The sequence below is a fragment of the Adlercreutzia wanghongyangiae genome (assembly GCF_035989245.1).
GTDB lineage: Bacteria > Actinomycetota > Coriobacteriia > Coriobacteriales > Eggerthellaceae > Adlercreutzia > Adlercreutzia wanghongyangiae.
Window position 1 is genome coordinate 110,085 of record NZ_JAYMFF010000011.1, and the last position, 22,352, is coordinate 132,436.

At 65.8% G+C, this 22,352-nt stretch carries 14 protein-coding genes and 1 riboswitch; of the genes, 4 read left to right on the forward strand and 10 right to left on the reverse strand.

The annotated features are described in order from the left end of the window. Nucleotides 1–63: 63 nt before the first annotated feature. The 8 genes from VIN30_RS06640 to VIN30_RS06675 all read right to left on the reverse strand — a co-directional run bounded on the left by VIN30_RS06640 (nucleotide 64) and on the right by VIN30_RS06675 (nucleotide 9,564). Nucleotides 64–1,593 (reverse strand): MFS transporter, encoded by a 1,530-nt coding sequence (locus VIN30_RS06640; RefSeq protein ID WP_338210248.1) that lies wholly within the window; start codon nucleotides 1,591–1,593, stop codon nucleotides 64–66. Further along, nucleotides 1,593–2,024 carry a universal stress protein gene (locus VIN30_RS06645; RefSeq protein WP_326424492.1) on the reverse strand — a complete coding sequence of 144 codons (432 nt, stop codon included), beginning with the start codon at nucleotides 2,022–2,024 and terminating at the stop codon, nucleotides 1,593–1,595. Before VIN30_RS06645 ends, VIN30_RS06640 begins: the two co-directional genes overlap by 1 nt. Nucleotides 2,025–2,250: 226 nt before the next feature. After that, nucleotides 2,251–2,850 carry an HD family phosphohydrolase gene (locus VIN30_RS06650; RefSeq protein ID WP_326424494.1) on the reverse strand — a complete coding sequence of 200 codons (600 nt, stop codon included), beginning with the start codon at nucleotides 2,848–2,850 and terminating at the stop codon, nucleotides 2,251–2,253. Between the two features lie 150 nt (nucleotides 2,851–3,000). Beyond that, a complete protein-coding gene (locus tag VIN30_RS06655) occupies nucleotides 3,001–4,404 on the reverse strand; it encodes an APC family permease (protein WP_326424495.1) in 1,404 nt (467 codons plus the stop codon). A 333-nt stretch (nucleotides 4,405–4,737) separates the two neighbouring features. Next, nucleotides 4,738–5,640 carry an acetamidase/formamidase family protein gene (locus VIN30_RS06660; RefSeq protein WP_338210252.1) on the reverse strand — a complete coding sequence of 301 codons (903 nt, stop codon included), beginning with the start codon at nucleotides 5,638–5,640 and terminating at the stop codon, nucleotides 4,738–4,740. 131 nt (nucleotides 5,641–5,771) lie between these two features. Further along, nucleotides 5,772–6,734: a putative manganese transporter gene (locus VIN30_RS06665; RefSeq protein WP_338210254.1), complete on the reverse strand. Its 963-nt coding sequence runs from the start codon at nucleotides 6,732–6,734 to the stop codon at nucleotides 5,772–5,774. A 138-nt stretch (nucleotides 6,735–6,872) separates the two neighbouring features. Next, nucleotides 6,873–8,147 (reverse strand): MFS transporter, encoded by a 1,275-nt coding sequence (locus VIN30_RS06670; RefSeq protein ID WP_338210256.1) that lies wholly within the window; start codon nucleotides 8,145–8,147, stop codon nucleotides 6,873–6,875. Between the two features lie 172 nt (nucleotides 8,148–8,319). Beyond that, the gene (locus VIN30_RS06675; RefSeq protein WP_338210258.1) at nucleotides 8,320–9,564 is read right to left on the reverse strand and encodes a CoA transferase; all 1,245 of its coding nucleotides are present in this window, start codon (nucleotides 9,562–9,564) and stop codon (nucleotides 8,320–8,322) included. A 357-nt stretch (nucleotides 9,565–9,921) separates the two neighbouring features. Here VIN30_RS06675 and VIN30_RS06680 point away from each other — a divergent pair, with 357 nt between their 5' ends. Then, nucleotides 9,922–10,863 (forward strand): gamma-glutamyl-gamma-aminobutyrate hydrolase family protein, encoded by a 942-nt coding sequence (locus VIN30_RS06680; protein WP_326424500.1) that lies wholly within the window; start codon nucleotides 9,922–9,924, stop codon nucleotides 10,861–10,863. Between the two features lie 16 nt (nucleotides 10,864–10,879). Further along, the gene (locus VIN30_RS06685; protein ID WP_338210260.1) at nucleotides 10,880–11,629 is read left to right on the forward strand and encodes a DNA/RNA nuclease SfsA; all 750 of its coding nucleotides are present in this window, start codon (nucleotides 10,880–10,882) and stop codon (nucleotides 11,627–11,629) included. A gap of 600 nt (nucleotides 11,630–12,229) precedes the next feature. Here VIN30_RS06685 and VIN30_RS06690 read toward each other — a convergent pair. After that, the gene (locus tag VIN30_RS06690; RefSeq protein WP_338210262.1) at nucleotides 12,230–13,597 is read right to left on the reverse strand and encodes a Na+/H+ antiporter NhaC family protein; all 1,368 of its coding nucleotides are present in this window, start codon (nucleotides 13,595–13,597) and stop codon (nucleotides 12,230–12,232) included. A 176-nt stretch (nucleotides 13,598–13,773) separates the two neighbouring features. Between VIN30_RS06690 and VIN30_RS06695 the strand changes: the two genes are divergently transcribed. Together VIN30_RS06695 and VIN30_RS06700 are read left to right on the forward strand one after the other, a co-directional pair. Then, nucleotides 13,774–16,455, forward strand: coding sequence for a DEAD/DEAH box helicase (locus tag VIN30_RS06695; RefSeq protein WP_338210264.1), 2,682 nt, complete (start codon nucleotides 13,774–13,776; stop codon nucleotides 16,453–16,455). Nucleotides 16,456–16,973: 518 nt separating this feature from the next. After that, nucleotides 16,974–17,091: riboswitch (glycine riboswitch) on the forward strand. Nucleotides 17,092–17,153: 62 nt separating this feature from the next. After that, entirely contained in the window at nucleotides 17,154–18,629 is a 1,476-nt protein-coding gene (locus tag VIN30_RS06700) for an alanine/glycine:cation symporter family protein (RefSeq protein ID WP_338210267.1), read from the forward strand. Nucleotides 18,630–18,821: 192 nt separating this feature from the next. Here the strand turns inward: VIN30_RS06700 and VIN30_RS06705 are convergent, their stop codons facing one another. Further along, the gene (locus VIN30_RS06705; protein ID WP_338210269.1) at nucleotides 18,822–22,337 is read right to left on the reverse strand and encodes a DEAD/DEAH box helicase; all 3,516 of its coding nucleotides are present in this window, start codon (nucleotides 22,335–22,337) and stop codon (nucleotides 18,822–18,824) included. Nucleotides 22,338–22,352 lie beyond the last annotated feature (15 nt).

Here is a 22,352-nt window from a genome sequence, read left to right on the forward strand (position 1 = left end):
GGGGCGAAACGCGGGTGCGATATAGGCTCACCCCCTCTCTCACCCCATAGTTGACCAGGGAATTTACCGAACACCCTTCTCGGTTTTGGCGACCACCAGGAACAGCGCCAGGGCTGCGGCGCCTACCACGGCCATGGCCAGGTACAGGTTCGCGTACCCGATGAGCGGGGCCACAAGGCCCAGCAGGATGGGGCCGATGCCCACGCCCACGTCGAGCAGCATGTAGAAGGTGGCGTTGGCCACCGAAAGCCGCGCATCGCTCGTCACGCGCACGGCCATGGCCAGGCCGCACGACTGCACCGTACCCACGCCGAAGCCGAGCAGCGCCGCCGCGCCCAAGATCATCCAGTCGTTGGCGGCGAAGGCGAGCACCACCATGCCGGCAACGAACGACGCGAAAGCCGGCACCATGACCGGATGCGGCCCCACGCGGTCGAAGGCGCGGCCGGTGAAGGGGCGCGTGATGAACATGGCCAGGGCGTACACCACGAAGAACACGCTGGCCGCGCGGGCCAGGCCGATTTCGGTGGCGTAGGGCGTGAGGAACGTGAGCAGGCTGGAATAGCCGAAGAACAGAAGGCCGCACACCACGGCGATGGGCAGCACGCCAGCCTCCACGAAGCGCGCGAGCGGCGAGTGCTCCACCTTCGCGGTGACCACCTCTTCCAAATGAGTAGAGGGCACGCGGCTGCAGGCCGGGCAGTCGGTATCGGTGCCGGCGCACACGGGACAGACCGCGTCGTCGGCGGCAGCAGCCGGCGTGCTGACGGCGCGAGGCCCATCGGCAACGGCAGCGGCATCCTCGCGTGCCTCCTCCACGGGTGCAGCGGCCAGGACGGCAGCTGCGGCGTCGTCGGCCGCCTCAACCTCGGCCACGGCACGCGACGACGAGCCCTTCACCTTCGTAGCCGTCCCGGGACGCAGAAGCAGCGCCGCGGGAATGGACGCGGCCACCAGCACGCTCGCCACCGTGAACACCACCGGGTAGCCGAAGTTGTTCGCCAGGAAAATGCCGGCGAACGGGCCGATGGCGCTGCCCAGGGTGATGGACAGCATGAAGTAGCCGATGCCCTCGCCCTTGCGCTCGGGCGGCACCACGCTGGTGATCACCGTAGCGACGGTGGTGGAGCACACGCCGTAGGCGAACCCGTGAACCAGGCGCACGCCGATGAGCGCGCCGATAGGTTCGTTCAGCAGGTAGAGCGCCGTGAGGGCCACCTCCGCAATGCAGCCGACGATGAGCAGGGGCATGCGCCCGAAACGCTCCATGAGCGGCGCGGCGGTGAAGCGCGAGAACAGCGTGCCCACGATAAATGCGCTCGCGCAGAAGGCGGCCACCGCAGCCGGGGCCTCATACACCGCAAGCGCGTAGGCGGTCATCACCACCATGAGCATGAAGTAGTTACCCGCGATGAAGAAGTTCAGAAACGTGCCCGCCACGAAATTGCGCGTCCACAAGGGCTGGGGCGCGGGCTTGGCGCACGCGGGGGCAGCGGGCTTCGCCTGCACCCGAGCTGCAGGACGGCCCGAGCGCGTACCGGCGGAAGCGGGAGAGGTTGCGGCCGTACGGGTCGCGGCAGCAGATGAGGCCATTAGCGGCAGTCGCCTTCTTTCGCGATAAGGACGGTCATGGGCGATTCCTTGGTGACCGCGTAGCTGACCGAGCCGAGGAATCCCTTCACCCCGCCCTGGCCGCGGCTGCCCATGATGATGAGGTCGCAGCCCTCGTCCTTCGCGCAGTTCACGATGAGATCGGCCGGGGACGTGCCCTTCAGCACCTTCACCTCGGTGGGATTGGCCATATCGGCGGCGATGGCCTCAAGCTCGCCGCGCACGGCCATGGCATCCTCCACCATGACGGTGTCCATGCCCGCCGCAGCCGAGCCCGACGAGAACAGGCGCATGACGTGCACGAGCACCACCTCAACCGCAGGGTTCTGATCGGCTATCTCGCGCATCACCTCGAGGGCGCGGTGCGATGGCGCGCTTCCGTCGTAGGCCACGAGGATCTTCTTGCACCACATGGGGGCATCCTTTCTGTCGGCGAATCTGCTCGGCGGACTGTCAAGTCCACCGATCATTGTAGCCCCGCCATGCAACCCCCACGGTTTCTTTGCAAAGTTGTTGAAAAGAACGCCAAGGGGCCGCTCCGCCCGAAAGCGAAAACGGCCCCTCAACCCAGTGCACCGTTGCGATGCGCCGACCCGCCGCTGCCCCAGCCCCAGCCCCGGCAGCGGCAACGGCGCTCCCCTACTCCGCGACGAAGGTGTCGCGGTCGGGGGCGAAGGACTGCATGGCCTCGATGGTGCGGGCGAACAGTTCGTCCAGCTCCCAGCCGAGCATCTCGGCACCCGAGGCGATCACCTCGCGGCTCACGCCGGCGGCGAAGCGCTTGTCCTTGTACTTCTTCTTCAGCGACTTCACGTTGAAGTCCATGACCGACTTGCTCGGGCGCATGACCACAGCCGCGCCGATAAGTCCCGTCAGCTCCTCGGTGGCGAACAGGATCTTCTCCATCTGCAGCTCAGGCTTCGGCAGCTCGGGGTTGAAGTCCGACGTGTGCGACTGAATGGCGCGGATGAGCTCGGGCGTGCCGCCGGCCGCCTCGATAAGCGGCGCCGCGTAGATGGTGTGCAATTCCGGCTCGTCGTCGTGCTCCTCCCAGTCCAGATCGTGCAGCAGGCCCACGATGCCCCAGAACTCCTCGTTCTCGGCGTCGTACTCGCGGGCGAAGTAGCGCATGGTCTGCTCCACGGTCTCGCCGTGCTCCAGATGGAAGGGGTCCTGGTTGTGGGCGGCCAGCAGCTCGTAGGCCTGCTCGCGCGTCATGCCGGCGGAAAGTGCGGCCATGAACGTCTCCTCTCGTCTCGTTTTCATTCGGCACCACTATACCCACTTGCCCGGCCGACGGCCACCCGCGTTCCCACAAAAAGAGGGTCGCCCCTTTGGACGACCCTCCATCGATTCCGCTGCGCGCCGCGACAAAACGGCGCCGGAGCCCTACACCTCCAGGTTCTTGAAGGCCTCGGGCACTTCCTTGAAGCCCTTGGAAATGACCGCGGCAATGATAAGGCCCACGATGAACCAACTGACGCCCACGCCGTAGGTGAGCATATCGAAGCCCGTGAACACGTAGATCAGAATGAGAATGCCGATCCAGGGGCAGATGAGGTAGCGCAGAACGGCCTTGGGACCCCGCTGCTTCTCGCGGCACCAGAAGTACCAGAACACGCCGAAGTTCAGCACGATGAACGAGGCCAGGGCGCCGAAATTGACCATGGGGGCGAGCACCGTCATGCCGCCGAACTGGCCGGCCGTCAGCGTGAGCACCAGCGAGAACGCGCCGAGGAAGATGGCGGCGATCCAGGGAGTCTGGTACTTGGGGTGCACCTTGCCGAGCACACGGGGCAGCACGCCGTCGCGGCCCATGGAGAACAGCAGGCGCGAAGAGGCGATCTGCGCGTTCATGATGTTGGCAATGCCGATAGCCACGATGTTGATAACGAGCATGAAGTTCTGCAGCAGCAGGCCGCCGGCGGCGTAGCACGCATCGAAGAAGCCCATGTCGGGGTCGGTGTTCGCCCAGTCGGGCAGGATGAGGGCGGCCACGTAGGTCTGCGCCACGAACACGACGATCATGATGCAGAGCGCGATGAGGATACCCTTGCCGATGTTCTTCTCGGGCTGGCGGGTTTCCTCGGCAAGCGTGGACATGCCGTCGAAGCCGAGGAAGGACAGGCAGGCCAGCGACACGGCCGTGGCCACGAAGTGCAGATCTACCTCGCCGGGCTTGTAGAACGGCTCGGTGGAGAACTCGCCGTAGCCGCCACCGCCGGAAACGTACATACAGCCCACGGCGATGAACACGATGAGCGCCACGATCTCCACGGCGAAGATGACCCAGTCAACGCCCTTCGACATGGTGATGCCGCGAACGTTCACGAAGGTGTTGAAGGCGACGAACACCAGCACCCACAGCCACCAGGGCGATCCGGGCACCAGCGTCGTGCCCCAGTTGGCCACCATGACCAGCAAAAGCGAGGGGACCAGGATGTAATCCAGCAGAATGAGCCAGCCGGACATGAAGCCCACGTGGGGGTTGATGGCGCGCTGCACATAGGAGTACACCGACCCGGCAATGGGGAACTTGTTGGACATGGCCGCGTAGCTGAGGGCCGTGAAGCTGATGGCCACGAAGCCGATGATGTACACCAGCGGGGTGAGGCCGCCGGAATCGACCTGCAGCGAGCCCCAGATAGACTGCGGCGCAATGAGCACCATGAACAGAACGCCGTACAAAACGACGTCGTGGAGTTGCAACCCGCGGCGCAGCTCCTGCTTGTAGCCGAACGCCTCGATGTCCTCACCGAGGCCGATGGTCGGCTCTTGGACGGGCTTTCCCATACCCATCTCCTTTCCCTTGGGACCGCGACCCCCGGCGCGATGCGCTGTGCGCGACCGGCGCGCCCAGAGTGCCCGCGGCCTTCCTCTCTGCAATCGCTGTGTCGCGACGCGGCAGGATGCGCGAGGCGCTCTGCGAGGTCGCGGCACTACGATAGGGGCATTATGCGCCGCCCAGAAACACGGCGGCAGCGCGCGAACGCGGTTTTCGCCCCGATGGGGCAAAATGGCGGCGTTTCGGTTGAGCGCACAAAAACGGCGCCCCTTGGGGGACGCCGCGCATTGCGAAGCCGAAGCCGGGCACCGACGCCATCGCGGCCGGCGCGGCCGGGCCCTTTAGGCCGGCAGCGTGAAGCCGATGCCCTCCAACACGTATTTCGGCACCATGAAGCGCACCGTTTTCTGGGGGTCCACCATCTGGCACACCTGCACATCGGCCGTCAGCGACAGCAGCATCACCAGCTCGTCGGCACCCCGGCCCGTGCCCTCGTGCAGCACGTCGACCATCTGGTGCACCGCCGCATCGGCCGCCGCGTCCAGGGAATCGCCCGACACGATGATGCCGAAGTGCGTGGCCGTCTCGATGAGCGGGTTCGGCACCGCCAGATCGGGCATCGCCGTAAGGGTGACGGTGGCCCAGCCAGCCACCTCGGCACCCGACACCGACACCTCGCCGTCGCCCATGACGGCGTGCATATCGCCCAAGCCGAACAAGGCGCCCGGCACGGCCACGGGGAAGTACAGCGTGGCACCGGCGCCGATGGCGGTGTTGTCCATATTGCCGCCGTGGGAACCCGGCGTGCCGCAATTCACCGGCGCGCCGGCCGGGGCCACGCCGATGACGCCGATCATGGGAGCCAGCGGAATGGACAGGCCGTCGTCCCACACCAGATGATCGTCCTCGATGGCGCAGATCTTAGTGGACCAGGCGTCGAGCCGGTCCCCGCACACGCCCTCGTCCTTGCCGGTGCACGAGGCCGTCTGGGCATCCAGCTCGATAGCCTCGATCGTCACTTTCAGGGCACCGCCCGGCTGCGCCTCCTCCACGAAGATGGGGCCGGTGGCGGGATTGATGCGATCCCAATCGATTTCGTCCAGCTCGTCGTCGGCCGATTGCACCTGGTTGCCGAAGCAGTCCTTCGTGCGCACACGCACCGTGGTGCCCGACGGCACCGTCATCGCCGGCTCGGCATCGGCACTGAACGCGTAGATAACCTTCTCGTCTCCCAATTCCACCATGAGCTCTCCTCCTGCGGGGCCTGCACATCGCGCGCCGTCCGCTGCGGAGGCGCCACGGCCCATCTTAGCAGATGGCACGCTCCTCCCGCCACGGGCCGGGCGCCGCGCCTCGGGCAAAAGCGAATACGACCTCAGAACACGATGCCAAGCCCGTTGCAGATAAGGCCCCAGAAAACGCCCGTGGCATACAGCGCGACGATGATGGCCAGGTTCTGCTTCCAATGGCGGTTGGCGCGCACGAGCACGAGCAGGCCCACGCCGGCGCTCACGAGCAGGCCCGCGAGCATGGCGCCGCCGCCCAGCACGCCCTCCACGTACAGCTGGGCGATGACCACGCTGGCCGCACAGTTCGGAATGAGGCCCACGAGCGCCGTGGCGAAGACGGAGAAATTCGGATTCTCGCCGAGGAGGCGGGCAAGCGCGTCTTCCCCCACCGTTTCCAGCACCACGTTCAGCATAATGGTGATGAGGAAGATGAACAGGGTCACCTGCACCGTATGCTTCGTGGCGCTTTTCAGAATGCCCCGCCACCCGTGGCCGTGGCTGTGGGTGTGCTCCACGTCGTCGTGATGCTCGTAGGCGCGCTCGGGCGCGACCTCGCAGGCATGGCAGTCGTGGTTGCAACCGCACCGGTCCCGCTCGCACAGCTCGTGAATGCGCAGGCGCTCCCTATCGCGGCGCGCCAGGCGCAGCACGGCGTCCACGATAAATCCCATGACCATGCCGATGACCACCTTCGCGCCCATGATGGACAAGATGGTGTTGCCCGGCACGGCCTCGGCCAGGAAAATCGGCAGCATCTCGTCGGAGGTGGACAGGAACACGGCGAAGAGCGTGCCCAAGGTGATGACGCGGCCGGCGTACAGCGTGGCCGCCGCGGCCGAGAAGCCGCACTGGGGCACCACGCCCAGAAACGCGCCCACGATGGGCCCGGCCGCCCCGGCATGCCGGATGGCCTCCTGGGTCTTGCCGCCGGTCTTGTGCTCCAGCCACTCCATGGCCAGATAGGTGACGAACAGAAACGGGATGAGGTAGAGCGTGTCGGCAACGGAGTGCTCCAGCACGTCCCCGGCTATGTGCGTGATTTCTTCCATAGCCTCATTGTAGAAGAAAGGCGCCCCGCAGGACGCCTTTCCCTTTGTTCGTTTGTCGAGCGGTTACCCGCGGCCCGAACATGGCGTGGGCCGAGTTTGCAGCCTCGGCCCACCGAAGCAGACGCGCGTTCGCGTCGCCTACTTGTTGGCCCAGGCGCGACGGCCCATGGGCACGATGACCAGGGCCAGGATGATGATCAGCACATAGAACACGATGTTCATCCAGAAGGCACCGGCGTAGGAACCCGTAATGTCGAAGATCTGAGCGTAGATCAGGGCCGAGAAGCCCGAGAACACGTTCAGGCCCGTGGCGACCACGGCGAACACCGAGGAGTAGTCCTTGTCGCCGAAGGCCTGCTGGCAGGTCAGCGGCGGAACAACGTTCAAGGCGGAGTAGCCGATGCCGAACAGGGCGACGCCCACATAGAAGATCATCGCGCTGTCACCGGAAATAAGGGCCACCGCCGCGCCGGCGCCGCCCAAAACGCCCGCCACGATACCGGCGGCCTTGGCACCGAAGTGGTCGGAAATCCAGCCCAGGCCAAACTTGCCGATCATCGAGGTGATCATGGCCACCGACACGGCCATGGCGCCCACCTCCGGACCCAGGGCGTCCACCGTCGAGGCATAGCGGGAAAGCTGCTGCACGAACGAGGCGGAGATGACGAACATGCCGGCCATCAGCACGAGGAGCCACAGGGCGGGCTGCTTCAGGGCCTCGCTGCGCATGAGGCCGGAAGTCTCCTTAACCTCGGTGACGTTGGCTTCGGCAGACTTAGCACGATCGGCCTCGGCGGCATCGTAGCCCCAGGGCTTCACGCCCATCTTCTCAGGGGACTCGCGCAGCAAAGCCAGCGTGACACCGGCGCCAATGACCAGAACGATCACGCCGGTGATGATACGGGCGGTATGCCAGCCCATACCGGAAATCCAACCCTGCACGACAGGGCTCATGATGGCGCCGAACAGCGACACGAACACGCCGATGGTGCCGATGACCGTGCCGTTGCTCTTGGCAAACCAGCGATTGACCATGGTCGGCGTTCCAATATACATCCAGAACGCAGCAGAAGCGCCGTACAGCACGCCGAAGATGTTCCACTGCCAGGGCGCGTCGAAGAACGCGCAGGCAATCCACGACAGGCTGAAGACCAGCATGGCGGCGGTCATGATCCAGCGCGGATTGTACTTGGCGATGATTTTGCCGGCGAAAATCGTCACAATAGCCTGTACCCAAGGCTGAATGGACATGTACAGCGAGGCATCCGTCTGGCTCCAACCAAACTCATCGATGACCGGGGTCAGGAACAGACCTGAATGATTGGCGGCAAAGCCCAGCGGTACGGCATAGAATGCGATACAGGAAATCGCAATTGCCCAGGCGTAATTGCTGCCCTTAGTTGTAGTTCCCATTCTTTCTCCTTATCTCGTTACGCCCGATCTGCAAACCGGGCGTCGTATCACTAGCAAAAACCGTGCCGCAACGTCCCTCTGCAACGGAACGCGGCTACCGTTTTTGCTAATTACCCCTTACAGGGGGAGGAAGCGGAGCGGTGAGCCCCGCAACCCTCCCAGTGCGGGCAAGTTACTCGCCCTTCTTCAGCACACCCTTCTCGTAGAGCAGCTCGATTTCCTCAGGTGAATAGCCGAACTCCTCCAGAATGTCATTGGTGTCGGTGTTGTACTTGGCACCGCCGCGAATAATCTGGCCAGGATGCTTCGAGAACTTCGGCATCATGTTCACCTGCTTCACGTCCTTGCCGGTGATCTCGTCGTGCACGTCGATGAACACCTCGCGGGCCTGATAGTGCGGATCCTCCAGCATCATGGCGTAGGTCATGTGCGGGCTCACCGGAATGCCCATCTCAGAGAACGTGCGGTTCACTTCCTCCACCGTGTGCTCCTCGCACCAGGAGTCCAGCGCGGCGCGGAACTTCGCGGCGCGGGGTGGCAGGGGCTCGTCCAAGCTCTTGCAGCCGGGCGCGCGGGTGATGGAGGCGTAGGATCCCAGCGGCTGGAAGTCCTCGTCGTCGGCGAAGCCGAAGAACTCCACCAGCTTGCGCACCGGGCCGGCGCCGCCCACGGCCACCTGCACGTAGCCGTCCTTGCACTTCTGGGAGCCAGCGCAGGCGCCCACCAGGTCCTCGTTGCCGATACGCATGGGCTGGATACCGTGGTTGATGCCGTCGGAAAGCGTGGCGCCCTGAATGCGCACGAGCGACTCGAACTGGGTGCAGTCGATAGACTCGCCCTCGCCGGTCTCGCGGGCGCGAATGACGGCGGCAAGCGTCGCCCAGGCACCCATGAGGGCCGTGGCGAAGTCGCCGGTGAAGGGCTTGGTCACGTTCGGCGGGCAACCCGGGAAGCCGTTCAGGTTGGAATAGCCCGAGAACGCCTGGCCGATGGGGTCGAAGGACGCCTTGCGCACGTAGTCGGGATCGCCCCAGTTGCCGAAGCCGGAGATGTGCAGGATGACCAGCGCCGGGTTAGCCTCCCACAGCACCTCGTCGGTGAGGCCCCACTTGGCCCAGGTGCCACCCTTGGACGATTCCACCAGCACGTCGGCCCACTTCACCATCTGCAGCAGAATCTCCTTGCCCTCGGGCGAGGGGATGTTCAGGGTCATCATGCGCTGGTTGCGGCGGTCCACCGACCAGGCGTCGCCGTACATGCGGTACATATCGGGAGCCATGGTGCTTTCCAGCTCGATGACGTCGGCCCCCTGCTCGGCGAACAGCTCGCACACGAACGGCGCCGCGATAACCGCGCCGGCGTTCAAAACCTTCAGGTTCTGCAAGTTTCCGAACTTGGGACGCTCTGATGACTTCATAGGCTACCTCCTTGTCTCATGGCTGCGCCCGCAGACGCACCCCTTAGCCGCGCCGCCGAAGCGACGAGATTCCCTGTTAGGCCCTGCAAGCAACATGCGTGCCAAACTTGCAGGGCACTGCGCGGCCGCCTTCCGGCCCGCAGCAGCGGCGACGATGCCCGTACGCCTTTCGCGGGCATGAAGCGGCCCTTCGCCCCCTTCTAGCAAGGTTCGTGCCAAAGAACGGCGTTGCCGCGGCCAAGGTGGCATGGTATTTTCTAGATATTCCCAGGCCGTTGGGCGACGCCGCGCGAAGCCGCGGGCGCCTTACCGACGGCCCATCACCGCCCATCCCCCAACCGAAAGCGAGCAGCACCCGTGATCGTCGGCATCACCACAACCCTGAACGAGGCAGACGGCTTCCAGCGCGTGAACGTGGAGTACATCAACCGCGTGGCCGCCACGGGCGCCGTTCCCGTGCTGCTAACGCCGGTAGCGGGCGGTGCCGAGGCGAACCGCGCCCTGGCCCGCCAGGTGATCGACGGGCTGGACGCGGTGCTCATCACCGGCGGCGGCGACATTCACCCGCGCTACTATGTGCCCGACCCGCACCAGAACCGCGACGCGCTGGACATGGACGACGTGGCGGCCCTCGGCTGCGGTTCGTCGTCGCGCTGCCGCTCCACCGGCGAGGCGGTGCCCTTCTGCGGGCACAACGCGTCGGATGCGGCCTTCCGCCAGGCCATGGGAGGCCCTCCCGGCCCCGACGAGGTATGCGCGCTGGACGGCCGCAACGTGCTGACCAACCCCGACCGGCCCGCCGTGCCATGCCTGTCCGACCTGTTGGCCGTGAACGTGGAACGCGACGGCTTCGAGCTGGAGCTGGCCCAGCAGGCCCACGAGCGCGGGGTGCCCTGCCTGGGCATCTGCCGCGGCATGCAGGTTATGAACGTGGCATTGGGCGGCAGCTTGTACCGCGACCTGTACAACTGCGGTGTCACCGAGCGTGGCCATCGCCAGGAGCCGCCCTACGAGCGCACCACCGATACCGTCACCGTTGCCCAGGGCAGCCTGCTGGCGTCTATTCTGGGACGTCCGGGGCCCTTCGAGGTGAATTCCATGCACCACCAGGGCGTCGACCATGTGGCCCCCGGCCTGCTGGTGTCCGCCCGCAGCGACGATCGCGTGGTGGAGGCCATCGAAGACCCCGATTGGCCGTTCTACCTGGGCGTGCAGTGGCATCCGGAATACCTTGAGCACTGCCGCGGCCTCTTCACTGCCCTGGCCGCCGCCGGCGAGCGCTACGCCGCCGCGAAGTAGCCGGGCGAATGCGGCCATGGCAATCGGCGCGCCCTTTCGCTTTTCCGAACCCCTGCGCGAGGGCGTTATCCTCGCGCGGCCGAACCGCTTCATCATGGACGTCGACCTCGGCGACGACGCGCCCGTGCGCTGCCACTGCCCGGCGGTATCGCGCATCGGCGGCCTTGATCTAGCGGGGCGACCCTGCCTGGTGTCCGACTCCCGCAATCCCAAGCGCAAGATGCCGCTCACCGTGGAGGCCTTCTCGCTGCAGCAGCCCGATGACGCGGCCAAGCAGTGGATCGGCATCAACCAGAACGCCTCGAACCGCTATGTAGAGCACTTCCTGCGGGAAGGCGCCCTGGATGATGTTACGGGGCCGGTGGCCGAAGTGCGCCGCGAAGTGCCCCTCGGCGCATCGCGGCTCGATTTCCTCGTGAACGACAACTTGTTTTTGGAAGTGAAGACCCCGCTCGTGCAGGTGCAGACCGCCGTGCCCGCCTACGTGCCGCGCCTGCCCGAGGCGCCCTTCAGCTCCACCGAGCGGTCGCTGCGACATTTGCGCGAGCTGGCCGCGTCGCTTGCGCGCAACGAACGCGCCGCGGTGCTGTACTGCCTCTACTACGAGAACGACGGCTTCCGCTTCTACCATGGCACCACCTACGCCGATGTGCTCGCCACCGTGGATGCCTGCCGCGATGCCGGCGTGGAGCTGTGGCAGGCCGATTTCCGCGTCACGCCCTCCGACGTTTCCCTGATGCGCTGCTACCCCCTGGAGAAATGGTAGCGGGGTGCTTTGCCGGGTAAGGAGCCCCGCTTTTTACCCGGCAAAGCACCCCGCCGCTGGATCACCTGCCTCTGGATCACCTGTCGCCGGAACACCCGTCGCCGGAACACCCGCCGCCCCAGATCCAGTCGCCGAGCATCCGAATGCGGGGCATCTCAACGCGTTTGGTGGTCGCAAATTATAGGATCTATATACCGCTTACGCTCCCCAGACTCTTTATGGCCCAAAAACGAGGGATTTATAGTGATTCGAAAGCCGAAACGAGCCTCAAATATAGACATCCTAGCGAAAATGGCCGCAAAACAACCCTCATGCACCAGCTTTACCTTTTCCAAAACTATACATCCCACTTTATTTGACCAAAAAAACGCTCGAGGAGGTGAAAAGGCATAGACATCCTCGCTTTCTTGGCCAACCTAGCTTTCCGCCAACCTGGCCAAGACAAAAAGCGTCCGCAGGACCATCTCTCCTGCGGACGCTTATCCAGCGCTCGAAAACAAGGCCAACGCGGCGGCGCGATTACCCAGCATCGGGAAACGATCCCATCGCGCCAGCACGTTTCGCCCACCTTGACCGAGAGCTTCTCGATCACCCCTCTTCTTAGGCTTTCTCGATCGTCTCCTCGACCACTTCCTCGTAAGCCGCGTGATCGGGTTCGTAGCCACGGTTGTCGGGCACCAGGAAAATGAACACGAGCGAGCTGAGCAACAGGAAGAACGGGTAGAACAGAAACGGCATGATCTGGAAGGCCGACACGGAGTACCCCAGCTCGGCGCAGGCCGAAATAGCCACGAGCATCTGGGCACCGTAGGGGATGACGCCCTGGAACACGCAGGAGAACGTGTCCAAGATTGAAGCCGTCTTGCGACGCGAGATGTCGTAGGTCTCGGCCATCTCGTGCGCGATGGGGTTCGCCATCACGATGGCCACGGTGTTGTTGGCCGTGGCGATGTCCATGGCGCCCACGAGCAGGCCCATGCCCAGCTGGCCGCCCTTGCGCCCCTTGAACACGCGCTTGATGCCGTGCAAAAGCGCCACGAAGCCGCCGTTCTCGCGGATGAGCGCGCAGATGGCGCTCACGAGCACGGCCACCATGGTGGTCTCGAACATGCCGGACGCGCCCGTGCCCATGTTGCCCAGCAGATCCACCGCCGGCACGGCACCGGCGGCCACCACGATGATAGAGCCGGACAGAATGCCCAGGAGCAGCACGACGAACACGTTGATGCCCAAGATGCCGCCGAACAGCACAATAAGGTAAGGCACCAGCTCGATGAGGTTGTACTCGTTATGAACGGTGCCCGAGATATCGGAGCCGAGCGACAGGGCCAGAATGACCACGAGCGTCACGATGGCGGCGGGCAGGGCGATCTTGAAGTTCTCGCGGAACTTGTCCTTCATGCGGCAGCCCTGGCCCTGGCACGACGCGATGGTGGTGTCAGAGATGAACGACAGGTTGTCGCCGAACATGGCGCCGCCCATAACCGAGGCCACGCACAGCGGCATGGAGAATCCCGAGGCCGCCGCCACGGCCACGGCGATGGGCGTGATGAGCGTGATGGTGCCCACCGACGTACCCATAGAGATGGACACGAAGCAGCTGACCACGAACAGCACCGCCACCGAGAACTCCGCGGGGATGATGGACAGCATAAGGTAGGCCACCGACTCGGCCGAGTCGCGGCCCACGGTGCCCACGAACACGCCGGCAGCCATGAAAATGAGGATCATGGTGACGATGGTCTTGTCGCCGATGCCCCGACCCATGACGACGAGCTTGTCGTCGAAAGGCAGCTTCCGGTTCTGGAAGCACGCCACCAGAAGCGCCACCAGAAAGATCACCACGATGGGGATGTTGTAGAACCCCATGGAAATGCCCATGCCGTACTCGAACAGCATGCCGAGCCCCAGATACAGCACGAGGAACACCCCGATTGGCAGCAGCGCCGCCACATTTCCCTTTTTCACTTCGCACTCCATTTTCTTCGTCTCAAACAGCAGGGGCCTATAGTACACCAGAAAAACCGCTGCCGATGCGTCATCTTCCCCGCGCGGAGCTTACTTATAATGGATGGTGAACGATAGCCGCGCCCGATGGCCCATCCTCCGGGCGCGCCGCCCCTCCCACTCGCAAAGGAACCTCCATGAGCGACCAGCACGGCACCGACGAAAACCCCGCCACCGCCCCTATCGAAGAAGGCACCTACGAGACCCCCGACGACATCGCCGCCGAGGCCGCGCGCGATGCGGGCGGCGCACCTGCCACGCCGGTCGACCCCTTCGAGCCCGGTTCGCTCGGGTGGCTGCTCCCCTGGGCGGAAACCGGCGAGGGCGATGTGCTCACCCCCGATGCGGCCCTTGAGGTGTTTCTGGAATGGGTGGAATCCCGCGGCATGGAGCTGTGGCCCCACCAGGAGGACGCGCTCATGGACCTGGCTGTGGGCGACTCGGTCATCTTGGGCACGCCGACCGGCTCGGGCAAGTCCATGGTGGCGCTGGGACTGTGCTTCATGGCCGTGGCCACGGGACGCACGGCCTACTACACCGCGCCCATCAAGGCGCTCGTGTCCGAGAAGTTCTTCGACATGGTAGACGTGCTCGGCCGAGAGAACGTGGGCATGATCACCGGCGACAGCACCATCAACACCGAGGCGCCGGTCATCTGCTGCACGGCGGAGATTCTCGCGAACCAGGCGCTGCGCGAGGGGCCGGCGTCGAAGGTGGGCTGCGTGGTGATGGACGAGTTCCACTTCTACGCCGATCCCGACCGCGGCTGGGCCTGGCAGGTGCCGCTGCTCACGCTGCCGAACGCGCAGTTTTTGCTGATGAGCGCCACCCTGGGCGACGTGAGCGACATCGCCGCCGCCCTGGAGGAGCGCACCGGACGTGCCGTGGACCGCATCGTGAACGCCCCGCGCCCCGTGCCGCTTTCCTACGACTACACCTTCGAGACCCTGGAGGCCACGGTAGAGCTGGGCCTGCGGGCCGGCGAGGCGCCGATGTACATCGTGCACTTCTCCCAGGACGAGGCGCTGAAGAACGCCCGCGCGCTCGCCAGCTACGGCGTGGCTGACAAAGAACAGCGCGAGGCCGTGAAGCAGGCCATGAAGGGCACGAAGTTCACCACGCCCTTCGGCAAGATCCTCCAGCGGCTTCTGGCCTCGGGCGTGGGCGTGCACCACGCGGGCATGCTGCCGCGCTACCGCCTGCTCGTGGAGCGCCTGGCCCAGCAAGGGCTGCTTCCCGTCATCTGCGGCACCGACACGCTCGGCGTGGGCATCAACGTGCCCATCCACACCGTGGTGCTCACCCAGCTCACGAAGTTCGACGGCACCAAGATGCGCCGTCTGCGCTCCCGCGAGTTCCATCAGATCGTGGGCCGGGCCGGACGCGCCGGCTTCGATACCGAGGGCATGGTGGTGGCGCTCGCCCCCGAGCACGAGATCGAGAACCACAAGGCCTTGGCTAAGGCCGGCGACGACCCAAAGAAGCAGCGCCGCGTGAAGAAGAAGCAACCGCCCGAGGGCTTCGTCAGTTGGAACAAGCAGACCTTCGAACACCTCATTGAGAAGCCGCCCGAGAAGCTCACGCCCCGCATGCGCATCACCCACTCCATGGTGCTGTCGGTGGTGAGCCGCGGGGGCGACGCCTGGGCCAACGTGCATCAGCTCATCGCCGACTCGGCCCAGAGCCCCGAGGAGAAGATCAAGCTGAACGCGCGAGCCGACGAGATCTTCCACACGCTTTTGGAGGCCGGCGTGGTGGTGCACGGGGAAAACGAGGCGGGCGAGCCGAGCTACGAACTTACGGTGGAGCTGCCCGAGGATTTCGCCCTGGACCAGCCGCTCTCGCCGTTTTTGCTGGCGGCACTGGATTTGCTGGACCCAGAGAGCGACACCTACGCGCTGGACGTCATCTCGCTCGTAGAGGCCACCTTGGAGAATCCGGCCAAGGTGCTGCGCGCCCAGGAGCGCAAAGCACGCGATGCCGCCATGGCCGCCATGAAGGCCGACGGCGTGGAATACGAGGAGCGCATCGAGCGTTTGGCCGAGATCACCTACCCGAAGCCTTTGGAAGAGCTGCTCGCCCACGCCTTCGAGCTGTACTGCCAGGGCGTGCCGTGGGCGCGCGACTACGAGCTTCTGCCCAAGAGCGTGCTGCGCGACATGGTGGAGACGGCGAGCGACTTCAAGACCTACATCGGCCGCTACGGCATCGCGAAGTCGGAGGGCACGCTCTTGCGCTACCTGTCCGACGCCTTCCGCGTGCTCGTGCGCACCCTGCCGCCCGACACCCTGGACGACCGGCTGCGCGACATCATCGCCTGGCTCGGCTTCATGGTGCGCACCACCGACTCCTCGCTGGTGGACGCATGGGAGAGCGCCGGAGAGCTGCCCGAGGCCGGCGCGCCCCCGCAGGCACCCGACGCCGTGGTGGCCGACCGCCACGGTATGGAGGTCATGGTGCGCAATGCGCTGTTCGCCCGCGTGCGCCTGGCCGCGCTCGACCGCACCCGCGAGCTGGGCAACCTGGACGAGAACTGGGGGCACGGCGAGCGCGCGTGGAACGCGGCGTTGGACGACTACTTCGCCGAGCACAACGAGATCCGCATCGACGGCGACGCGCGGTCCGCCGCCTACCTGGTCATTGACGAGAGCCCCGAGCAGGAGGAGCACCTCTGGCACGTGCGCCAGATCTTCCTGGACGAGGACGACGCCGGCGACTTCCGCATCGAGGCCGATGTGGATTTGGATGCCACCCAGGAAGAGGGCGAGGTCATCTTCAAGAACTACCGCGTCGGATTCGTGGAGGACTTGACCGCATAGCGCCCGCGAAAACAGCGGCGGCCGCGCCCTAGCGGCGCCACGCCACCCCCCTCGTCGAATGCTTCTGCAACGCGAAAGGCCCCCGCCGAAGCGGAGCCGACCTCGCCCTCCGGCGGGACGGAAAAACCAGCCTCGGTACGCGAGGAGGTTCGTTTTTGCACGAGATCGCGATTTATAAGCGTCTGCTCGCCAGAAAACCTACTCAAATGAACGTTTTTCGATAAAACGAGAGACACGCACTCCTCGTTTGACGCTGATAAATCGCGATCTTATGCAAAAACCGGCACCTTCGAAGACCGAGGGCAACAGGGGAAGCTCGCGTCTATACTCCCGTTGCGGTGCTAGCCGCCTTTCGCGGGCGCTACGAGCACGACATGCAACGTTGACCAAAAAAGTTGTTGATTGACACAGCGCCAGAGCGTATAGTGGCCGAGTCAACATTTCTGTGATGTCTTCGGGATGCCCGAGCGACCGCAAGCCGAGAGGTACAGCGCGAGCGCGAGTGGCAAACCGGAGGCGGAGAAAACTCTGGAGAACTCTTAAGTGAGTGCCGAAGGTGCAAGGCCCCGCGCAAGCGGATAGCTTCGCGAAGCGGAGCGGGCCGAATCTCTCAGGCAAACGGACAGAGCGGCGAGGCGGCTTCAACGGCTGTCACCCATGGGTTCCCCAGAGCTTTCTCACGAGAAGAAGGGAACGCCGTGGAAGAGGCATTGCTTGGTATCGTTACCACTATCAACAACTATCTATCAAACTACGTGCTGATCATCCTGCTGCTGGGCATGGGTATCTGGTTCACCGTGCGCACGAAGGCCATCCAGTTCCGCTGCTTCGGTGAGGGCTGGCGCCGCGTGTTCGGCGACTTCAGCCTGCGCGGCGGCAACCAGGGCGGCGGCATGACGTCGTTCCAGGCGCTGTCCACCGCCATCGCGGCCCAGGTGGGCACGGGCAACATCGTGGGCGCGTGCGGCGCCATCATCATCGGCGGCCCGGGCGCCATCTTCTGGATGTGGATCATCGCGCTTTTGGGCATGGCCACCAACTACGCCGAGGCTGTCATGGCGCAGAAAACCCGCGTCGTCGACGAGGACGGCACCGTGCACGGCGGCCCGGTGTACTACATCACCACAGCGTTCACGGGCAAGGGCGGCAAGTTCCTCGCCGGCTTCTTCGCCGTGGCCATTATCTTGGCGCTCGGCTTCATGGGCTGCATGGTGCAGAGCAACTCCATCGCCGAGACCATGAACACCGCCTTCGGCATTCCCACCTGGGTTATCGGCCTGGCCGTGGTCATCCTGGCCGGCATCGTGTTCATCGGCGGCGTGTCCCGTTTGGCCGCCGTTACCGAGAAGATCGTGCCCGTCATGGCCATCTTGTACGTGCTCGGCTCGCTTATCGTGCTCATCATGAACGCGGCGAACATCCCGGCCACCTTCGCGCTCATCTTCGAGTGCGCCTTCAACCCGGCCGCTACCGTGGGCGGCGCCACCTTCGGCATCATCGCCGCTATCAGCCAGGGCGCCAAGCGCGGCCTGTTCTCCAACGAGGCCGGCATGGGCTCCACCCCGCACGCCCATGCGCTCGCCGAGGTGAAGAACCCCCACGAGCAGGGCGTGGTAGCCATGATCGGCGTGTTCGTGGACACCATCGTGGTGGTCACCATGACCGCGCTCGTGGTGCTGTCGGTGCTGTACGTGGGCGATGGCATGCTGGCCACCGGTGACTACGCCGCGCTGACCGCCGAGACCATCACCAAGACCAACATCGCCCAGCTGGCCTTCGGGCAGTTCTTCGGCGCGAACGTGGGCGCCTGGTTCGTGGCCATCTGCCTGCTGTTCTTCGCCTTCTCCACCATTCTGTCGTGGAACCTGTTCGCGAAGCTGAACGTGGAGTGGCTCTTCGGCAAAAAGGCCGTACTGCCCTTCACCATCATCGCGCTGGCGTTTATCTTCCTGGGCTCGCTGCTCTCCAACGACCTGGTGTGGGAGCTGGCCGACATGTTCAACCAGCTGATGGTCATCCCCAACGCCATCGCGCTGTTCGCGCTGTCGGGCACCGTGCTTACCATCGCCAACGCCAAGCACGACAAGCGTGCGTTAGACGTGGCCGAGGAGAAGCTCGCCGACAAGGAGCGCGCCGCCATGAACGCCATGGTGGAGAAAGACGAACGCAAGTAGGTGCCCATTCGGCAGCGTGCGGTACCCGAGGGGGAGGGCAGGACGCCCTCCCTTTTTCGTGGGCAGAAAGAGGCAACGCGGCGGCCAGACGCCAACCCGCGAACCGAACGCCGACCTCGCGGACCACACGACGCGGCAGAGGGGCCGCCAAGCCGCAAGCTGCAAGCCGCACGGCGCGACGACCCGAGGCCGCTACTCGTCGCAACCCAGAAGCTCGGCCAAGCGGTCGCGAGTGAGACCCGCCAAAGCCTCGCCGCCGCTGGCCGCCACCACGGAATCGGCCAGGTCGCGTTTGGCCTGCTGCAGCGCCACGATGCGCTCCTCGATGGTGCCCTTCGCCACCACCTTGTACACGTCAACCTCGCGGCGCTGGCCGATGCGGTGGGCGCGGTCGGTGGCCTGGTCGGTGGCCGCGGCGTTCCACCACGGGTCGGCGTGGATGACCACCGAGGCGCCGGTGAGGTTGAGGCCCGTACCGCCGGCCTTCAGCGACACGAGGAACACCGGCGTCTCATCGGCGTTGAACTCGTTCACGAGGCGCACCCGCTGCTGCTTGGGAGTGGCCCCCGTAATGGAGAAGTACGCAAGCCCCCGCCGGTCCAGCTCGGCGGCCAGCACGTCCAGATAGCTTGTGAACTGCGAGAACACGAGCACCTTGCGACCGACATCCACCGCTTCCTCCACCAACTCCATGATGGCGCCCAGCTTCTCGGCGCCGCCCTTGTAGTTCTCGAACACGAGCGCCGGGTCCAGCGCGATCTGGCGCAGGCGCGTGAGCTCCGCGAGCACTTCCACCGAGCTCTTCTCGGCCTCGGCGAGGTGCCCGCGGCGGTTCGCCCGCGAGGAATTCTGGCGCTTCTGGGCGTTCAGATCCTCGCGCAGCCGCTGCTCGGCCCCATCGTAGAGGCGCCGCTGCTCGGGACCCAAGGGCACATAGCGCACGTTCTCGCACTTGGCGGGCAGGTCGGTGAGCACGTCGGCCTTCCGCCGGCGCAGGAGGAACGGCTCCACCAGCGCCCGCAGACGGGACGCGGCCTCCTCGTCCTCGCCCAGGATGCCCAGCTCGTAGCGCTCGCGGAAGCGCTCGTAGCTGCCGAGCAGCCCCGGCATGAGGAAGTCGAAGATGCTCCACAGCTCCGAGAGGCGGTTCTCGACGGGCGTGCCCGTGAGCGCGAAGCGCAACGGCGCGCGCAGCCGCTTCACGGCGCGGGTCGTCTTAGTGGCGTGGTTCTTGATGCGCTGGGCCTCGTCGAGCACCACCATGCCCCAGGCCACCGGGCGCAGGAAGGGAGCGTCGATGCGCACGCGGTCGTAGGAGGCCACGATCACCTCGGGCACGGGCGCATCCAGATCGGCCTCCTCGTCCAACCCGGCCAGCGCGGCGACGCCGAAGACGCGCCCTTCCCCGTGCGCCCCGACACCGGCGCGGGCCGCCAGCAGCTCGCGCTGGTTCCGGGCGCCCTCCAGCGGGGCCACCGCCACATCGGGCGCGAAGCGGGCGAACTCGTCGGTCCAGTTGAACACGAGCGAGGCGGGGCAGGCAATAAGCGCGGGACCGGCCAGCTTCCCCGCATCGCGCAGGCTCTTCACCAGGGCGATGGTCTGGAGCGTCTTGCCGAGACCCATCTCGTCGGCCAGGATACCCCCGAAGCCCAGATCGGCCAGCCGCGAGAGCCAGCGGAAGCCCTCCACTTGGTAGGGGCGCAGCACCGCGCCGAGCCCCGCAGGCACCGGAGACGCCGCCGGCGGCTCGTCCAAGCGGCGCAGGTAGTCGGAAAGAGCCGTGTCGCGCACGGCGTCGGCATATTCTCGATCCAGATAGAACGCCTGGTAGGTGGGCACCTCCGCCCCTCCGTCGAGCAAATCGTCCACCGACACGCCCAAATCGCGCGTCATCTCGGCGAGCTTCGCCACATCGCCCGCCTCAAGGGCCGCGATGCGCCCGTCGCTCATGCGGTGGAAGCGCTTGCGGCGGCGGTAGGCGCCGAGCATCGCCGCCAGCTCGTCGCGGGAAAGATCGCTCTCGCGCACGTCCATCTGGATGAGGTTCGCGGCCAGCGAGAGCCCCAGCTGCACCCGCGGGGGAGTATCCACGATGAGGCGGTCGAAGGCCGGAGTGGTGAACACGTCGCCGGCAGCGCGGAACTGCGCAAGGCCGCCGTAGAGCAGTTCGCCCGCCAGTTCCGCCTGGCGCAGGGGCAGGGTCATGGAGCCGTCGAAGAACTGCGCTGCCAGCGTGATGCCGGCATCTTCCAGCGCCTGATCGCGGAAGGGCTGCTGCGAGGCGGGGCGCAGCTCGGGCTCCTCGGGCGAGTCGGCCGGGCTCGCGAGCACCACCTCGCGCTCGCCGTAGAACACCTTCACCGTGAGACGGATGAGCGCGGCTTCCTTCTTCCCCGTCTTGTCGAAGTAGAAGGCGAGCGTGCCGGCTACCGGGCGCAGGGCCTCCCATTCCGCGGGCAGCCGCACATCCACGGCCTCCTCCAGCACGGGAAGGATGCGCCGGCAGAAGGCGGCCGCGTCGCCCTCGGCAACGAAGGCCCCGCCGCCGTCGAGCGCCGCCTCATGCAGCAGCGCGAAGGCCCGTGCCTCGGCACCCGCCACCCGGGCGGCCGCGCCGTCGGCCAGCACGAAGGTGCGCTCCAGCCCGCGCACCACCAGCACATCTTGGGAAAGCCGCACGTCGTAGCCGCCATCAGCCGGCTGAAAGTCAAGGGAGAGCGCCGGAACGTCGTCGTCGATGCGCCAGAGGGACGGCGCCGCAGTCGCGACGTCCCCCTTGGACGCGGCATCGGCCCGCCCGGCAGACACCTCCCCCGCCAGCTCGCCCGCGCCCCCGCGCCCGGCCACGGCACTAATCCCGCCGGCGCGGCGCTCCAGCGTGAAGGAGCCCGCGCCCATGGCATCCAGCAGCGAAGCCACCTCCGCCTCACGCAGCCGCACCTCGCGCTTCCCAGCGCTCGTGAAGCGGAAGGTGGAGCCGCCGAATAGACGCTCGTCGGGAAAGAACTCAGCCATCTTCCGCGCCACGGCGCGCGACGGCTCATCGAAGGCCGTCAGGTCGTGCGCGAAGGCGAGCTTCTTGCCGTAGGCGTAATGCTCTCCGCGCTGCACGCGGTGGGCGAAAGCCTCCACATCGCGCACCACGTAGGTGCCGCGCGGGCCCTCCGCGTCCAATCGCAACGCCCAGACGTGCCCGTCGTAGGCGAGATGCACCGCCAGGCGAACCGAGCCCGGCGCCACCCCCAGGCCGAGCGGCACCCCCGCACCGGCCGTCGCAACGGCGCCCGCTCCTCCAGCGAGAGCCCCCTTCCCCTCCGCCAGGCAGCGGGCCAAAGCCTCGCTCGTCCGGCGGGCTGCGGGAGCGGCGGGCCGGGCGGCGCTCACGTCTTGGAAGCTGCGCGGCTGGGCGAAGTAGGCCGTCACCAGGGCGACGCAGTGCTTGCAGAGGCCATCGAACCGAGCGATGGCCGGACACGTGCACTCGTAGTCCACGATACGCGACTCGTAATCGCCGAACATCACCGAGGTATCGAAGTAGTCGGCAATGCCCGAAGCCGAGGCGACCCGCGCCGCGATAACCGTGACGTCGTCGGTGCGGCGCACGGTGCGCGCGGTGATGGACTTCGCGCTGGCCGCGATGCCCACCCCGCGCGACACTGCCCGCGGATCGGCGTAATCGGCCAGCTTGATTCCGCCCAAGCCCATGGCGCCTCCTGTCTT

Excerpts from the sequence above, each read along its gene's own strand:
- VIN30_RS06640 (WP_338210248.1), bottom strand. The coding sequence starts at position 1,593 with ATGGCCTCATCTGCTGCCGCGACCCGTACGGCCGCAACCTCTCCCGCT.
- VIN30_RS06655 (WP_326424495.1), bottom strand. The coding sequence starts at position 4,404 with ATGGGAAAGCCCGTCCAAGAGCCGACCATCGGCCTCGGTGAGGACATC.
- VIN30_RS06660 (WP_338210252.1), bottom strand. The coding sequence starts at position 5,640 with ATGGTGGAATTGGGAGACGAGAAGGTTATCTACGCGTTCAGTGCCGAT.
- VIN30_RS06650 (WP_326424494.1), bottom strand. The coding sequence starts at position 2,850 with ATGGCCGCACTTTCCGCCGGCATGACGCGCGAGCAGGCCTACGAGCTG.
- VIN30_RS06645 (WP_326424492.1), bottom strand. The coding sequence starts at position 2,024 with ATGTGGTGCAAGAAGATCCTCGTGGCCTACGACGGAAGCGCGCCATCG.
- VIN30_RS06670 (WP_338210256.1), bottom strand. The coding sequence starts at position 8,147 with ATGGGAACTACAACTAAGGGCAGCAATTACGCCTGGGCAATTGCGATT.
- VIN30_RS06705 (WP_338210269.1), bottom strand. The coding sequence starts at position 22,337 with ATGGGCTTGGGCGGAATCAAGCTGGCCGATTACGCCGATCCGCGGGCA.
- VIN30_RS06675 (WP_338210258.1), bottom strand. The coding sequence starts at position 9,564 with ATGAAGTCATCAGAGCGTCCCAAGTTCGGAAACTTGCAGAACCTGAAG.
- VIN30_RS06665 (WP_338210254.1), bottom strand. The coding sequence starts at position 6,734 with ATGGAAGAAATCACGCACATAGCCGGGGACGTGCTGGAGCACTCCGTT.
- VIN30_RS06695 (WP_338210264.1), top strand. The coding sequence starts at position 13,774 with ATGAGCGACCAGCACGGCACCGACGAAAACCCCGCCACCGCCCCTATC.
- VIN30_RS06685 (WP_338210260.1), top strand. The coding sequence starts at position 10,880 with ATGGCAATCGGCGCGCCCTTTCGCTTTTCCGAACCCCTGCGCGAGGGC.